Raw genomic sequence first — 15,326 nt, 5'->3', positions numbered from 1 at the left:
GCCCGCGTCCCGGTGTGGGGACGCGGGCCCGTACAGCCGCTGCTGTGGACCGGTGATCAGTGCTCGGCGGGATGCTGTGCCGGTCCGCCGGGGGTCGCTTCGCGGTCGGGGCCCTTGAGGGCCTCGGCCTCGCTGTAGATGTCCGGTTCGAGGTAGATGACGCGGGCGATGGGGACGGCCTCGCGGATGCGGGGGACTCGGCGGCGTTGATCGCGGAGGCGACCTCGCCGGCCGTGTCGTCGTGCTGGACGGCGATCTTGGCGGCGACGAGCAGTTCCTCGGGGCCGAGGTGGAGCGTGCGCATGTGGATGATGCCGGTGACGGTGTCGCCGTCGACGATCGCGGCCTCGATCTTCTGGACCGTCTCGATACCGGCGGCCTCGCCGAGCAGCAGGGACTTGGTCTCCACCGCCAGGACGAGGGCGATCACGATGAGCAGGATGCCGATGCAGAGGGTGCCGATGCCGTCCCAGACGCCGTCACCGGTGAGCAGGGCCAGGCCGACGCCGCCCAGGGCGAGGACCAGGCCGACGAGGGCGCCGAAGTCCTCCAGGAGGACGACCGGGAGTTCGGGTGCCTTGGCCCGGCGCACGAACTCCGTCCAGGAGAGGCTGCCGCGCAGCGGGTTGGACTCCTTGATGGCCGTCCGGAAGGAGAAGCCCTCGGCGATGATGGCGAAGACGAGGACGCCCACCGGCCAGTACCAGTGCTCGATCTCGTGCGGGTGCTTGATCTTCTCGAAGCCCTCGTAGACGGCGAACATGCCGCCGATCGAGAAGAGCACGATGGAGACCAGGAAGGCGTAGATGTAGCGCTCGCGGCCGTAGCCGAAGGGGTGCTGCGGGGTGGCCTCGCGCTGGGACTTCTTGCCGCCGAGCAGCAGCAGGAACTGGTTTCCGGAGTCGGCGAGCGAGTGCACGCCCTCGGCGAGCATCGACGACGAGCCGCTGAACGCGAACGCCACGAACTTGGATGCCGCGATCGCGAGGTTGGCGCCGAGTGCCGCCACGATCGCCCTGGTTCCGCCTGACGCGCTCATCTGGTCGCGTTGTCCCTTCGCCTCAAGTACCTCTACGCCGTCCAGGCCTTTGCCCGTCCTTTGCCGGGGGGCCATTCTTGCAGCCTCACCCGGATCGGACGTCTCAGTCGTCCACAGGACCGGTCATACGATCACACGCCTCGGTCGCACGCCTGAGTCGCCCGCCTCGGTCACACGATCACGGTCGCCCGGAAGACCGTGCCCGTGCCGGACACCTCGGCTTTCTCTCCCGCCGGGACGAACACCGACTGGCCGGGGCTCAGTTCGTGTTCCCCGGCTCGCACGGAACCTGCCGTGCAGAGCAGGATCTGCGGAGTCGGACGGGTCAGGTCATGGGCGGCGGCACCCTCGGGGAGGACGTACCGGGACAGTCGGAACTCGTCGATGGGGGTCTCGTAGACCTCCTCCCCGTCGGGGGCGGCCTCGGGGCGGAGCACGCCGGGGTCGGCGGCCTCGAAGCGGACGATGCGCAGGAGTTCGGGCACGTCGACGTGCTTGGGGGTGAGGCCGCAGCGCAGGACGTTGTCGGAGTTGGCCATGATCTCGACACCCAGGCCGCTGAGGTACGCGTGCGGGATGCCCGCGCCGAGGAACAGGGCCTCGCCGGGCTGGAGCCGGACGTGGTTGAGGAGCATCGCGGCGATGACGCCCGGGTCGCCCGGGTAGTGGTGGGCGATCTCGGCGTACGGGGCGTGCTCGCCGCCGAGGCGGGCGCAGGCGGCCGCGGCCTCGGCGACCGTGTGGGCCATCTCCGCGCGGTCGGCGGTCAGGACTGCCGTCAGGACCTCGCGCAGGGCCGCCTCCTCGGGGCGGGCGTGCAGGAGGTCGACGTACGGCTTGAGGGAGTCGACGCCGAGCGCGTCGAGCAGCTCGGCCGCGCGCGTGGGTTCACGGAAGCCGCACAGGCCGTCGAACTCGATGAGCGCGCAGATCAGTTCGGGCTTGTGGTTGGCGTCCTTGTAGTTGCGGTGGCCCGCGTCCACGGGGATGCCGCGGCGCTCCTCGTCGTCGTACCCCTCCTTCGCCTGGGCGAGGTCGGGGTGCACCTGGAGGGAGAGGGGGGCGCCCGCGGCGAGGATCTTGAGCAGGAAGGGCAGGCGGGGGCCGAACTTGGCGACCGCCTCGGCGCCGAGTTCCTTCGCCGGGTCCGCGTCGATGACCTCGACGAGTGTGCCCCGACCGGTGCGGGAGGGGGCTCCTGGGTGGGCGCCCATCCACATCTCCGCCTGCGGTTCACCGGTCGGTTCGACGCCGAGGAGTTCGGGGATGGCGGTGGTGGAACCCCAGGCGTAGGGGCGAACGGTGTTGTCGAGGCGGTCCATCAGGCTCTTTCTGTACGTACGGCGATCAGGGCGTCCTGAGCGATGTCAGGCCCCCGAGGCGAGCGCCAGGTAAACGGCGGCGAAATCCGTGACGGCGATCAGTTCCGCGAGGGTCTCGATCTCACCGCCGGACTCCGGCTCCAGCTCGCTGATCGGCGTGTCGTGGCTCAGGGCCAGGTCACGGGCGGCCGGGGCGGCGCTGAGACCGCCGATCGGACGGTCGCGAAGGAGCACCACGCGTGCGTGCAGCGCGGGGGCTTCCTCGACGCGGTCGCGGAAGAAGTCGTCGGGGTCGGCGCTGGCGGCCAGTGGTCCGGCGAGCAGCGTGCTGTGCGCGGCGAGGGCCTCGGGCAGCTCGGAGACCACGGACGGGCGGCCGGAGAGTTCGGCGAGGGCCGCGGCGAAACGGCGGCCCGCGGGCCCCGCGGAGGTGCCCTCGGTCCAGATCACCGGGAGCGCGTCGGCGAGTTCGGCGGCGAGGGTCTTGGCCGGGTTGCTGTAGGTCGCGATGGCGGGGCCGCAGCGCTCGGCGATGTTGTCGAGGCGGCCGGCGATCTTCTCGAGGGTGTCGGGCGGTGCGGTGAGCAGGCCGGCGCGGTCGAGGATCGCCAGGAGCGGGGTGAGCAGGGCCCACAGGACGCCGGGTGCGGATGCGGTGAGGGGCGTGTTCTGCTCGTACGGCGCCGTCGCGAGGGACACGAACAGACCGTGCGCGCCCTCGACCGCCTCGGAGAGCGGGGTACGGGCGGGAGCCACGGCGACGACCGTGCAGCCGCGGCGGTAGGCCTGGTCGGCAAGCAGGGACAGGCCCGGTTCGGTGCCGTCGGGGGTGGCGATCAGGAGCAGGTCGACCGAGCCCGCCCACCCGGGGAGTTCCCAGCGCAGGGCGCCCGCGGCGGGGGCGACGCCGGTGGGGGCGAGGCGGGTGACGGGGCTGCCGGCGCCGGCGAGCGTGCCGAGGAGGTCGGCCACGTGGGTGGCGGCGGCGCCGGGGCCCGCGATGAGCACCGCGCGCGGGCGGCCGTCCGGCTTGAGGTCGTTCACCCCGGCCTCGGCGGCGTGCCGGGCTGCTGTGCGGACACGGGCGCCGGCCTCCGCGGCACCGCGGAGCAGGCCTCGGCGGTCGGCCGCCGAGAGGGCCTCAGGGGTGTCTAGCAGCGATTCGTCGAGCATGGGGCGGCAGCCTCCGATCGCCGGGTCTCCGGGACGCCGGATTGTCGCTTCGCCGGGTCGTCGAGAGCCGGATGGTCGCTTCGCCGGGTCGTCGGTCGCGCGGGTCCGGGACACCGGTGGTCGCTGTGGGTCGCTGTGTCGTTGTCGCTTACGGCAACTGGGCGCCGTCGCGCCTGCGGCGGTGCGGGGCTTACGCTGGGCGGCGGGCCTCGTCGACGAGGAGGACGGGGATGCCGTCGCGGACGGGGTATGCCAGGCCGCAGTCCTGGCCGGTGCAGATCAGCTCGGTGTCCTGCTCCTTGAGGGGGGCGTGGCAGGCCGGGCAGGCGAGGATCTCCAGGAGGCCGGCTTCGAGCGGCATGGGGGTTCCCTTCGGGGCGTACGGCAGCTTGCGCGGATGTGCCTGGTCAGGGTACCGCCGGGAAGAGGGGGGTGTGGGGGTGGACCCCCGCTCCTCAAACGCCGACGGGACTGAATTTCACAACCCCCGCTCCCGGGGCCCCCGCGATCTCCCTCAGGCTCTGATGATCGCCAAGACCTCGTCCCGTACCTTCGCCATCGTCGCCTCGTCCCTCGCCTCCGCGTTCAGGCGCAGAAGGGGTTCGGTGTTGGAGGGGCGGACGTTGAACCACCAGTCGGCAGCGGTGATGGTGAGGCCGTCGAGTTCGTCGAGGCGTACGCCCTCCTGGCTCTCGTAGGCCGCCCTGACGGCCGCGAGGCGGTCCGCCTGGTCGGCGACCGTGGAGTTGATCTCGCCGGAGCCGACGTAGCGGTCGTACTGGGCGACCAGGGACGACAGCGGGCCTTCCTGACCGCCCAGCGCGGCCAGGACGTGCAGGGCCGCCAGCATGCCCGTGTCGGCGTTCCAGAAGTCCTTGAAGTAGTAGTGCGCGGAGTGCTCGCCCCCGAAGATGGCGCCGGTCCTCGCCATTTCGGCCTTGATGAAGGAGTGGCCCACGCGGGTGCGTACCGGAGTGCCGCCGTTCTCCTCGACGACCTCCGGGACCGTCCAGGACGTGATCAGGTTGTGGATGACCGTGCCCTTGCCGCCGTGCCTGGCGAGCTCCCGGGCGGCGACGAGGGCGGTGACGGCGGACGGGGAGACCGGGTCGCCGTGCTCGTCGACGACGAAGCAGCGGTCGGCGTCGCCGTCGAAGGCGATGCCGAGGTCGGCCCCCTCCTCGCGGACGCGCTTCTGGAGGTCGACGATGTTGGCCGGGTCGAGGGGGTTGGCCTCGTGGTTGGGGAAGGTGCCGTCCAGCTCGAAGTACATCGGGACGGTGTCCAGGGGCAGTCCGGAGAACACGGTCGGGACGGTGTGGCCGCCCATGCCGTTGCCCGCGTCGACGACGACCTTCAGGGGGCGGATGGAGGTCACGTCGACGAGGGAGAGCAGGTGGGCCGCGTAGTCCTCCAGCGTGTCCCGCCCAGTGATCGTCCCCGTCGGGCCCGCGGGCTCCGGGGCACCCGTCCCGCTCCACCGCTCGACCAGTGCGCGGATCTCGGCGAGGCCGGTGTCCTGGCCGACGGGGGCCGCGCCCGCGCGGCACATCTTGATGCCGTTGTACTGGGCCGGGTTGTGGCTGGCCGTGAACATCGCGCCCGGCAGGTTCAGCGCGCCGGAGGCGTAGTACAGCTGGTCCGTCGAGCACAGGCCGATCTCGGTGACGTCCACGCCGCGGGCGGCCGCTCCGCGGGCGAAGGCCCGCGACAGGGCGGGGGACGTGGGCCGCATGTCGTGACCCGTCACGATGGCGCTCGCCCCGGTCACCTGGACGAAGGCGGCACCGAAGAGCTCGGCCAGCGTCTCGTCCCACTGGTCGGGAACGACTCCGCGCACGTCGTAAGCCTTCACGAGCTGTGACAGATCAGCCACGGCCAACCCTTCTGAAAGTCCGTTCGGTCACCACAAACTACCCGGATCCACTGACAGCGCGTACGCGGGAGCGGAGTGGACGCCCAGCCGTTATCTGAGGTCAGAGGGCATCAAGGGGGGTCAGGGCAGCATCTCGGCCAGCACGGGCGAGCTCTGCCCGACCACGATCAGGCTCATCACCAGCAGCAGCCCGAAACTCCAGGGCAGCACCTTGCGCAGCAGGTCCCCCTCGCGGCCTGCCAGGCCGACGGCCGCGCAGGCGATGGTGAGGTTCTGCGGCGAGATCATCTTGCCGAGGACTCCGCCCGAGCTGTTGGCGGCGGCCAGGAGTTCGGGCGACAGCCCGGACTCGCGTGCGGCGGTCACCTGCAACGCCCCGAACAGCGCGTTGGCCGAGGTGTCCGAGCCGGAGACGGCCACCCCGAACCAGCCGAGGACCGGCGACAGGAAGGCCGGTCCGGCGCCCGCGGCGGCCACGAAGTGACCGATGGTGGCGGCCTGTCCGGAGAGGTTCATGACGTACGCGAGCGCGAGTACGGAGGTCACGGTCAGGATCGCGAACCTCAACTCATGGACGGTCGCCGCCCATTCGCGGACCGCCACGCGCGCGTGCACGCCGAGCACGAGCGCCGTGAGGATGCCCGCGAACAGCACGAGGGTGCCGCCGGTGGAGACGACCGGCCAGGTGAAGACGTTGCCGCCGACCCGGTCCCCGTCGGGGTTCACGACGTCGAGGAAGGGCCAGTCGTACATCCGGGTCGCCTTCGCGAGCCAGTCCTTGACGGCCGGGATCTGCGCGACGGAGAAGATCACGACGATCAGCGCGTACGGCGAGTAGGCGCGCAGGACTTCACCGCGCGGGTCGGTCTCGTCGAGGTCCTCGCTGCGCGCGCCGGTCAGCACGGACGCGCGTACGGACTCGTCGGCCGGTACGCGTGCGCGTGGGACGGCGACCAGGGCGGCGGCGCCCGCCAGGGCGGCCCCGATGTCGGCCAGTTGGGCGGAGACGTAGTTGGAGGCCGCGAACTGGGCGACGGCGAAGGCGACTCCGCAGACCAGGGCGGGCACCCAGGTCTCGCGCAGGCCCCGTCCGCCGTCCACCAGGAAGACCAGCACCAGGGGCACCACGAGGGCCAGCAACGGCGTCTGACGGCCCACCACGGACGCCACGTCGTCCAGCGGCAGCCCGGTGACCTGCGCCAGTGTCACGACCGGTGTGCCCATGGCACCGAAGGCGACCGGCGCGGTGTTGGCGACCAGCGCGACGACCGCCGCGCGCACCGGGTCGAAGCCGAGGGCGACGAGCATGACCGAGCAGATCGCGACCGGGGCACCGAACCCGGCGAGTGCCTCCAGGAGCGCGCCGAAGCAGAAGGCGACGACGAGGGCCTGGACGCGCGGGTCGTCGGAGAGCCGCCCGAAGGAGCGGCGCAGGATGTCGAAGTGCCGGGTGCGGACGGTCATCCGGTACACCCACAGGGCGTTGACGACGATCCACAGGATGGGGAAGAGGCCGAAGGCGGCCCCCTGGGCGGCGCTGGAGAGGGTCTGGCCCAGCGGCATGCCGTAGGCGAGCCAGGCGACCAGAGCGGCCGCCAGAAGGCCTGTGAGGCCCGCCAGGTGGGCCTTCATGCGGACGCCGCCGAGCAGGACGAGGACGATCACGAGGGGCAGGGTCGCGACGAGGGCGGACAGCCCGAGCGAGTCGGCGACGGGGTCGAGTTCCTGGACGTACACGGGCGCCTCCCCGATTCCGTCATGCGGAAAGCGATTTCTCACTTCGGCTTACGGAATGGTCGTGTCCGCGCCAAGGATCCGTCAACGGGTGTGCGTCACTCGATGGAACACGGGCACAAGAGGCAGAGAGAGCGGCTCAGTTGTCCGGGGAGCGCAGCACCCGGAGGTGGCCTCGGCGTGCGACCTCCATCGGGTCGGCCCGCCGGGCTCCGCCTGCTTCGGCGGCGCGCTCCTGCGGACGGGCCGCCTCACGCACGGCGTTGGCAAGCGCTTCCAGATCGTCCCCGCTGGGCCTGGCGGGCGCCGAGCCGTCGAGAAGCCGGACGACCTCCCAGCCGCGCGGGGCGGTGAGGCGCTCGGAGTGCTCGGCACACAGGTCGTAGCAGTGGGGTTCGGCGTAGGTGGCGAGCGGGCCGAGGACCGCGGTCGAGTCGGCGTAGACGTACGTCAGCGTCGCGACGGCGGGACGGCCGCAAGCGGTGCGCGAACAGCGACGTACAGGGCTCACGACGTTGGACGGTACCGCACTCTTGAGCGGGCCGCGACGACTCTCCCCCAGGTCACTTCACCGTGTCGTGCTGTGAAACGCCCCACACGCCACTCCGATCACACCGCCATGACCTGCGCGGACACCCGGTTTCGAGGGGTCGAACAGACCTGAGGCCGATCATCACTCGGGACAAACCATGTCAATCGCCTTGGGATCGCCGGTCTCGGAGAGATACGGAATCGAGCCCAACCTTGGCTGGAATGGTCAACGGCCGACATGCCGTACGAGGCGGCCGTACGTCGTTTCGGGCCACGTCCGGAGTACCGCGTGGGGGCCGGGCGCGCGAGTGCGGCGAGGATTACCCTTCACCAGTGATGGACAACCCCGTACCGCCCCGTGCCACCGGCCCCGGGCCCCGCCGCCGTGATCGCCACGGACGAGGCATGCGCGGCCCGATCGCCCCGCCGCAGGTGCCGCTCGCCGCAAGCCGGGCCGAGGCGTTCGCGGACCTGGTGCAGGACTCGGTGGAGCGCCTGGAGCGGCGCTGGCCGCAGCTCGCCGACATCGATTTCCTGGTCCTGGAGGTGCCTCGGCTGGACGGGCAGTCCTGGAACGACGAGGCGGTGCCGCTCGGCGGGACGATTCCCGCGCGTGAGGGGCGCCCCGCGCGCGTGGTCGTCTACCGGCGTCCGGTGGAGATCCGCACCAAGGGGCGCGACGAGCGGGCGGCGCTGGTGCACGAGGTCGTCGTGGAGCAGGTGGCCGAAGTGCTGGGGCTCACTCCCGAGACGGTCGATCCGCGGTACGGCGAGGACTGAGCCGCCCGCGGATCGCCCCGCGCTACTTCTGGAGCACCGACAGGTCCTCGTCCGCGTCCGGCACGGCCACCATGCCCCGGTCGTCGGGGAGGGCCTGGATCGTGAAGCCCGGGACGCCGTCCTCCGTCGCCGCCAGGGTGCGGGCGCCGTAGACCGGGCCTCCTGAGACGTGCTCCACCGTGAGGGCGTAGGTGCCCTTGAGGCCGGTCGGGGTCGGGGCCTCCACGTTCTGCGTGGTGCCCGCCTTGAGGGTGAACGTCTTCGAGACGGCCTCGCCGCCGTCGCTGCCCGCCGAGGCCGTGACCTTGACGGTGGCCCCGCGCGTGGGGGCGGTCAGGGAGAGCGTGGTGCCCTTGGCGCTGTTGTCGGCGGCCGTCGCGCGCGTGCCGACGGGACGGGTGGCCGGGATGAAGGCCGTCTCCTGGTCGGCGCCCTTGCCGCGGACGACCCGCAGCGCGGCGACCACCGGCACGGACGTGTCGGTGGGGGTCAGGACCAGCGAACCGGCCTCCCCGCGCGTGACGTCGCCGAGGTCGGCGGAGGCCGTCATGCCCGCCTTCACGTGCAGCGTCTCGTTGCCGGCGGGGGTGATCAGACCGGACGGGGACGCGAGCTGCACCTTCAGGTCGGCGTCGGACCCCCCGGGCGCGAAGGCGACCAGGCGGACGGCGGTGGCGTCCTTCGGGATGCCGGGCAGCACCAGGCTGCCGGACGGGTCGGTGGACGCGGCCAGCCAGTCGCCGCCCAGCTTGTCGTCCAGCGCCTGCACGGCCGCGCCCACGCGCCCGCTGCGGACGTTCACATGGACGGTGAGGTTCTCCTGCTTCTCCTCGGTGAGCGTGGACAGCAGGATCGGGTCGCTGGAGTGCGGCGCGACGGTGATGCCCTCCCCCAGCGTGGAGTCCAGGGCGCCGTCCTTGCCGTAGAGCTCGATGTCGACGACGGCGGCGGAGTCGTCGGGGTTGGTCAGGTGGACGTAGTCGGTGCGGTCGGCGGCCGTGCTCGCGCCCGGGAACCAGAACTCCGTGTCGGGGGCGGAGCAGTTGACGCCCTGAAGCCCGCGTCCGGAGCCCGCCGCGACCTCGGTGGTCTCCTGGACGGTCCAGCCGGGCGCGAACTTGCCCTCGGCGGTGCCGACGAGGGCCGGCGCGTCACCGCCGGAGGTGTCACCGGTGGCGGGCTTGCCGGGCTCCTGGGGTTCGAGGACCGGCTTGCCGGCCTTCTTGCCCTTGCCCTTGCCCTTGCCCGTGCTCTTGCCCGTGCTCTTGCCGTCCGACTCCGCGGCGGCCGCCTGGAGTTCGGCCTTGCCGCCGCTGCCCGCGTCCTTGGTGACGGGCGTGAACGACGTGTACGACGTCTCCGCTATGTCGGAGGTGCTGGGCGAGGGGCACAGCAGGCTGGTGCGCTCCACCGGCAGCTCGGTGGCCGTCCTGGCGGTGCCTGCGGCCTCCGGTGAGCTGAGCGTGGCGAACCCGGTGACGGCGGCGAGCGCGGCGGTGCCGGCGATGAGGGACACGGTGGTGCGGTTCACTGCTGACTCCCGTCGGGGCGCTCACTGCCGGTGGGGTCCGGGTGCTGCTGCGCCGGGTCGTACGCGGGGTCGTAGCCCTGGTCGTACTGCTGCTCGTACTGGCCGCCGTACGTCTGGTCGTACGACGTCTGCTGGTTCTGCCCGCCATAGGCGTACGGGTCGTACTGGCCGCCCTGGTACGGGTCCGCCTGGTACGGCTGCTGGTCGTAGCCGCCCGCCGGGTACTGCTGGGCGTTCTGGTACTGGTCGCCGGTGTACGTGCCGTACTCGGCGTTCGCGTAGCTCGGGGCGTCCCAGTCGCCGTAGGGCTGCTGCTGCGGGACCGCGGCGGGGGCCTCCTGCGCAGGGGCGGGGAAGTCCTCGGGCGCGGGGGTCTCCTCGGCCTCGGCCTGGGCGCGCAGCCGGCGGGCGCGGCGGCCCTCACCGGCCACGGGCTGGGCGGGGACCGCCGGCTCCTCGGGGAGGTCGTCGTCGACGTCGCGGCGGCGGCCGGGCAGGGCCATCACCACGAGGACGACGGCGAGGGAGCCCTGGATCCACAGCCAGAGGGTGTGGGTGAAGGGATCGTCGAAGGTGACGTCCAGCGTGCCGCCGGAGGCGGGCAGTTCGAAGCCCTGGGCCCAGCCGTCGACCGTGGTGGGAGTCAGCGGTTTGCCGTCCAGGGTGGCCGTCCATCCCTCGTCGGCGCTGTCGGCGAGGCGCAGGATCCGGCCGTCGGCGCCGGACGGAATCGTGGTGTGGAGGTCGACGGGTCCCGCGGCCACCGGCTGCGCGGGGCCCGAACCGGACTTCGTGACGATCGTCGCGCGCGCGACCTCCTGGTCGACCCGCCACAGTCCGCTGCCGTCCTGCTGGCTGAGCCGGGTCAGGCCGGGGGTGGCGTCCAGCACGCGCGTGACCTCGCGGGGCGCGCCCTTGTGGACGAGGACGTACCGCACGGCGAAACCGCCGAGCTGGTTCGCCTGGTCGGCGCCGGAGCCGGCGACGAGGTTGGCGACGACCTTGTCCAGCTTGGTGTTCTCCCCGTCGGCGGCGGCGAGTTCGGCGTCGCCGAGGCGGGCGCCGGAGCCGCGCACCAGCATGTAGCCGACGTGGGCGGTGGAGTCGCTGTCGAGGACGAGGGTGCGGGCCTGGTCGCGGGTGCCGCTCTCCTCGGCGACGAACGCGGGCACCTGTACGGGGTCGCGGCGCTCCAGCGGTCCGTCGGCGCCGCCGAGCATCCAGCCCGCGGCGACGAGCAGCGGGCCCGCGGCGGAGGCGAAGGCGATCAGCGCGGCGACCGGCTGACGCCAGCCGAAGCTCTGCTCGGCCACGCGCGCGCGTGCCCCGTCGGCGCCGAGCACGGCCGCGGCCAGCAGGGCGAGGCCGTAGACGAGGGTGGCGGGGCCCGCCCAGGTCGAGTCGTTGGACAGGACCGCGAAGACGAGGCCGACCAGGGCCACCGCCCAGGCCGTCCAGATGCCGAACTGCCGCTCGGTGCGCAGCAGGGCGGCCAGCGCGGCGAGCACCACTCCGATGAGCATCAGCCCGTCGACGGTGCCCGGTCCGCCGGGGCTCGCGCCGAGCAGGTCGAGGGCGGAGGCGCTCGAGGAGCCGTACTCCAGACCCGCCTGCTCGAAGAAGCCGAACGGGAGCAGCGTCAGCGACCAGGGCGCGAGGACCAGCAGGGGGGTGCCGAACTGGGCCAGGAAACGCAGGCCGTAAGCGGTGATGTCGGTGCGGCGCACGACCAGCAGGGCGATGCCGAGGATCAGCGTGATCGGCCAGATGATCGGCGTGAACGCGGTGGTGATCGTGAGCAGGAGGGCGAACGCCCAGGTGGCGCGCCAACTGCCACGCGCGCCCGTGCTGTTCGTCAGCCCGGCGGCCGCGACGCCCGCGCGCGCGAGGAGCGGCAGCAGGACGGCGAGGACGGCGGTGCCGACCCGGCCGCCGGCGAGGGCGCCGGTGGCGGCGGGCAGGAAGGCGTAGACGACGGCCGCCCACGCGCGCAGGAGGCGGGACTCGACGAGCGGTCGGGAGGCGAAGTAGGCCGTGAAGCCGGCCAGCGGCACCGAGCAGACCAGCAGGACCGTCAGGGCGAGACCGGTCGAGCCGAACAGCACGGAGGACAGCGCGGCGATGATCGCCAGGTAGGGCGGCGCGGACGGGGTGCCGCCGGCGCCGACCGCGTGCCACGCGTCCGCGTAGCGCGCCCACAGCTCGCTCGCGTCGGCCGGGGCGGGCAGCAGGGCGCCACCCGCGAGCGCGCCACCGCCCAGCAGGTTGCGGCAGGCGACCAGGGCGACCAGCAGCAGCGCGAGGAAGAGCACCGGCCCCGGCTTGCGGGCGATGCGCTTGAGGCGGGCGAACTGCTCGATCTCCAGGAAGTCCGCGTCGTCGCCGCCGGGCCCGGACTCGATGCCGCCGCCATGGCGTCCGGCCGTGGAGGCCTCGGCGTCGGAGCCGCCGAAGAGGTTGCCCGCGACCTGCTCCACGGTGGCCCGCACGGTCGCGCCGGGCGGCGGGAACAGCTGTCGGAGCTCGGCCTTGTCGACGACGGGTGCGCCGCGCCTGCTGCGCCCGGCGATGATCCGCTCGGGCCGCAGCAGGGTGCCGAGGAGACCGCGGATCTCGTCGAGGGCCTGTCCTGGGACCTTGCCGACGAGGTAGGCGACGGTCCGCAGCAGGGTGCCGACGACCAGGCGCACCAGCACCCAGGGCAGCGCGGCCGTCCGCACGTTGACGAGCAGGGTGTAGGCGGCGCCGGCCTTGTCGACCTTGTGCGGGGAGGCGGTGGTGCGGCCCGCGCAGTCGACGGCACGGCGCTCGCGGGAGGCCGCCTCGGCGTGGCGTACGACGGCCTCGGGGGCGATGAGGACGCGGTGGCCGGCGGCCTGGGCGCGCCAGCACAGGTCGACGTCGTCCCGCATGAGGGGCAGGCGCCGGTCGAAGCCGCCGAGCTGCTCGAAGAGGTCGCGGCGGACCAGCATGCCGGCGGTGGACACGGACAGCACGGACCGGACGTGGTCGTGCTGGCCCTGGTCCTGTTCGCGGCGGTCCAGGCCCGTCCAGCGGCGGCCGGAGTTGGCGATGGAGACGCCGACCTCAAGGAGCTGCCGCTTGTCGTACCAGCCGCGGAGCTTGGGGCCCACGACGGCGACGTCGTCGCGGCCGAGCTCCAGTTCGTTCTCCACGACGCGCAGCAGCTGGGCCAGGGCGTCGGGCTCGGGGGCGCAGTCGTCGTGCAGCAGCCACAGCCACTGGACCGGCTCGCCGTGCGGCAGCTCCGGCAGGTCGTAGGCGTCGTCGCGCCAGGTGCGCGTGACCGGGTCCCAGCCGCTCGGCCGCTTCAGGTACGGCAGCTCGTCCGGGGTGAGGACCGGGGCGGTGCGGCTCGCCTCCTCGACGGCCTGGCCGAAGCCGGTGCGCCGGGCGAGGTGCAGGACCCGGTCGGCACCGAGGGCGTCGGTGACCAGCTGGGCGGAGTCGTCCGCGCTGCCGGTGTCGGCGGCCACGGCGAACTGCACGGGACGCTCCTGGCCGAGCAGCCCGGCGAGCGCGTCGGGCAGCCAGCGGGCGCCGTCGTGGGAGACGAGCACCGCGGTCACCACATGGCGCGGGAACTCAGGAGTGGCAGCGTGGTCTTGGGCTGCCGTGTGGCTGTGCACGGACATCGAGGTACGGGCCCCGGTTCGGTGGACTGCGGTGGACGCCTGTGCCCTGAGGGGGCGGCGAGGCGTCTCGGACGAGCGCCCACACTATCGGCTGGGCAAGACGGCGGCCCGCCGCCTGTGGATAACCCAGGTGCGACGGGCCGTTCGGTTGCGTACGAAAAGGGCGGTGAAGGGTGCCTCGGGTCAGACGGCGGCCTTCTTCAGCCTGCGGCGTTCGCGTTCCGACAGGCCGCCCCAGATACCGAAGCGCTCGTCGTTGGCGAGGGCGTACTCAAGGCACTCGGAGCGGACCTCGCATGACAGGCAGACCTTCTTGGCCTCGCGGGTGGAGCCGCCCTTCTCGGGAAAGAAGGACTCGGGGTCGGTCTGGGCGCACAGCGCGCGCTCCTGCCAGCCGAGTTCCTCGTCCGCGTCGTCGACCAGCAGTTGCTGCACCAGCTCGGTCATGTGCGCCCCTCGTCTGTCTTCGCGTCCCCGTGTGACGGCCGTTACCGATTTCGGCTGAACGACACGAGTGAAATTACAAGTGTGCTGCTCCGGGCGAGTCAAGCCGAGATCTGCTATTGGGCCCCTTATTCACTCTGCGGAACCAAGGCCTCGCTGAAAGTGTTCAAATCGGCATAAACCTTGACAGGCAGATGAGACCCGAGAGGGCCGCCGAGCCGTGCCAGACCTTTCGGGCCTGTACGGGGAAGGACGCCCGTCAGTTCGAACTCGTTCCGTACGCAGGCGCGGAAGTCGCGGTGAGCTCACGGCCCGTGCGCCCGGTTGTGCGCCATGTGTCCCGGTCGGCGCCTGAACAAACCTTTCACCACGGAGATGGACCGGATGAGGTGAAACATGTCCCACTTTCAGGGTGTCGAGTTGACAGTGATGGTGTGAGCCGCTGTCCTTGTGGGCATGCTCGCGAACTTGGCACTCACCTTGACCCGCACGGCGGGGTCCCACGGTGCTGCCCGCGCTCGCTGTAGCTGTTGTTGCTGTTCCAGCTGTTGAGCCCAACGCGCTCCGGCTGCTCCTGAGTCCACCGTGACTCGGCTGCTTGTGCCCCGCCCGCACCCGGGCATTCCTGTCTTCCCGTGATCCGGGCGGACGGTACGCGACACCCAGCCGCCCCCACTCTTCGCCGAGGACCCATCGCACCCCATGAACAGCGACAACGACCTCCAGATCGCCGGCGACCTCCTTGAGGTCCCGCACCTCCTCCAGGCACCCCGCGAGCACCCGGCCACCGTCGCCGAGTTCGTCGGACTGGCCCGCTCCGTCGCCGCCGACCGCTCGCAGTGGGCGCACCTCGTCCGGTACGACGCGACCAGCCGCTGGTACCACCGGCTGCGCACCGGACCCGGCTACGAGGTGTGGCTGCTGTCCTGGGTCCCCGGCCAGGGCAGCGGGCTGCACGACCACGGCCGCTCCTCCGGGGTCCTCACCGTCCTGGAGGGCACGCTGACCGAGCGGACCGAGCGGGGCACGCGCGCGCTGGGCGCGGGGTCGCAGCGGGTGTTCGCGCCGGGGTACGTCCACGAGGTCGTCAACGACGCGCTGGAGCCGGCGGTGAGCCTGCACGTCTACTACCCGGGCCTGACCGAGATGCCCATGCACACGGCCTGCACCGCCCGCGAGTCCTGCGGCGAGGCGGACGCCGTCACCGCGTGACGCGTTGTCGTACGCGCCTGCAAGACTG

At 72.2% G+C, this 15,326-nt stretch carries 11 protein-coding genes and 1 pseudogene; 2 read left to right on the top strand and 10 right to left on the bottom strand.

Features of this window, described 5'->3' with window-relative positions; genetic code table 11:
* Window positions 1–56 precede the first annotated feature (56 nt).
* The 7 genes and pseudogenes from RKD20_RS26600 to RKD20_RS26570 all read right to left on the bottom strand — a co-directional run bounded on the left by RKD20_RS26600 (window position 57) and on the right by RKD20_RS26570 (window position 7,655).
* Window positions 57–1,039 (bottom strand): annotated as a pseudogene (locus RKD20_RS26600) (cation diffusion facilitator family transporter).
* A 170-nt stretch (window positions 1,040–1,209) separates the two neighbouring features.
* Entirely contained in the window at window positions 1,210–2,361 is a 1,152-nt protein-coding gene (gene manA, locus RKD20_RS26595) for a mannose-6-phosphate isomerase, class I (protein WP_424879911.1), read from the bottom strand.
* 45 nt (window positions 2,362–2,406) lie between these two features.
* Entirely contained in the window at window positions 2,407–3,534 is a 1,128-nt protein-coding gene (locus tag RKD20_RS26590) for an SIS domain-containing protein (protein ID WP_424879910.1), read from the bottom strand.
* A 190-nt stretch (window positions 3,535–3,724) separates the two neighbouring features.
* On the bottom strand, window positions 3,725–3,895 hold the full coding sequence (locus tag RKD20_RS26585) for a Trm112 family protein (protein WP_007382472.1): 171 nt from the start codon (window positions 3,893–3,895) through the stop codon (window positions 3,725–3,727).
* Between the two features lie 153 nt (window positions 3,896–4,048).
* On the bottom strand, window positions 4,049–5,416 hold the full coding sequence (locus RKD20_RS26580) for a phosphomannomutase/phosphoglucomutase (protein WP_424879909.1): 1,368 nt from the start codon (window positions 5,414–5,416) through the stop codon (window positions 4,049–4,051).
* Between the two features lie 114 nt (window positions 5,417–5,530).
* Window positions 5,531–7,147: an L-lactate permease gene (locus RKD20_RS26575; protein ID WP_424879908.1), complete on the bottom strand. Its 1,617-nt coding sequence runs from the start codon at window positions 7,145–7,147 to the stop codon at window positions 5,531–5,533.
* Between the two features lie 136 nt (window positions 7,148–7,283).
* A complete protein-coding gene (locus RKD20_RS26570) occupies window positions 7,284–7,655 on the bottom strand; it encodes a DUF3499 domain-containing protein (RefSeq protein ID WP_020120748.1) in 372 nt (123 codons plus the stop codon).
* Window positions 7,656–8,011: 356 nt separating this feature from the next.
* Here RKD20_RS26570 and RKD20_RS26565 point away from each other — a divergent pair, with 356 nt between their 5' ends.
* Window positions 8,012–8,455 (top strand): metallopeptidase family protein, encoded by a 444-nt coding sequence (locus RKD20_RS26565; RefSeq protein ID WP_086023204.1) that lies wholly within the window; start codon window positions 8,012–8,014, stop codon window positions 8,453–8,455.
* A 22-nt stretch (window positions 8,456–8,477) separates the two neighbouring features.
* Here the strand turns inward: RKD20_RS26565 and RKD20_RS26560 are convergent, their stop codons facing one another.
* From RKD20_RS26560 to RKD20_RS26550, 3 genes are all read right to left on the bottom strand, one after another.
* Window positions 8,478–9,986: a DUF5719 family protein gene (locus tag RKD20_RS26560; protein ID WP_424879907.1), complete on the bottom strand. Its 1,509-nt coding sequence runs from the start codon at window positions 9,984–9,986 to the stop codon at window positions 8,478–8,480.
* Complete coding sequence (locus RKD20_RS26555; RefSeq protein ID WP_424879906.1) at window positions 9,983–13,642, bottom strand: glycosyltransferase; 3,660 nt, start codon at window positions 13,640–13,642, stop codon at window positions 9,983–9,985. Before RKD20_RS26555 ends, RKD20_RS26560 begins: the two co-directional genes overlap by 4 nt.
* A 183-nt stretch (window positions 13,643–13,825) precedes the next feature.
* Window positions 13,826–14,089, bottom strand: coding sequence for a WhiB family transcriptional regulator (locus RKD20_RS26550; protein ID WP_003990679.1), 264 nt, complete (start codon window positions 14,087–14,089; stop codon window positions 13,826–13,828).
* A gap of 699 nt (window positions 14,090–14,788) precedes the next feature.
* Here RKD20_RS26550 and RKD20_RS26545 point away from each other — a divergent pair.
* Window positions 14,789–15,298, top strand: a complete 510-nt coding sequence (locus RKD20_RS26545; RefSeq protein WP_424879905.1) for a cysteine dioxygenase — start codon at window positions 14,789–14,791, stop codon at window positions 15,296–15,298.
* The last annotated feature ends 28 nt before the right edge of the window (window positions 15,299–15,326 follow it).

Origin of the sequence: Streptomyces sp. SLBN-8D4 (assembly GCF_049739545.1) — a bacterium.
Taxonomy (GTDB): domain Bacteria; phylum Actinomycetota; class Actinomycetes; order Streptomycetales; family Streptomycetaceae; genus Streptomyces; species Streptomyces canus_C.
This window is presented reverse-complemented; position numbering and strand designations above follow the sequence as displayed.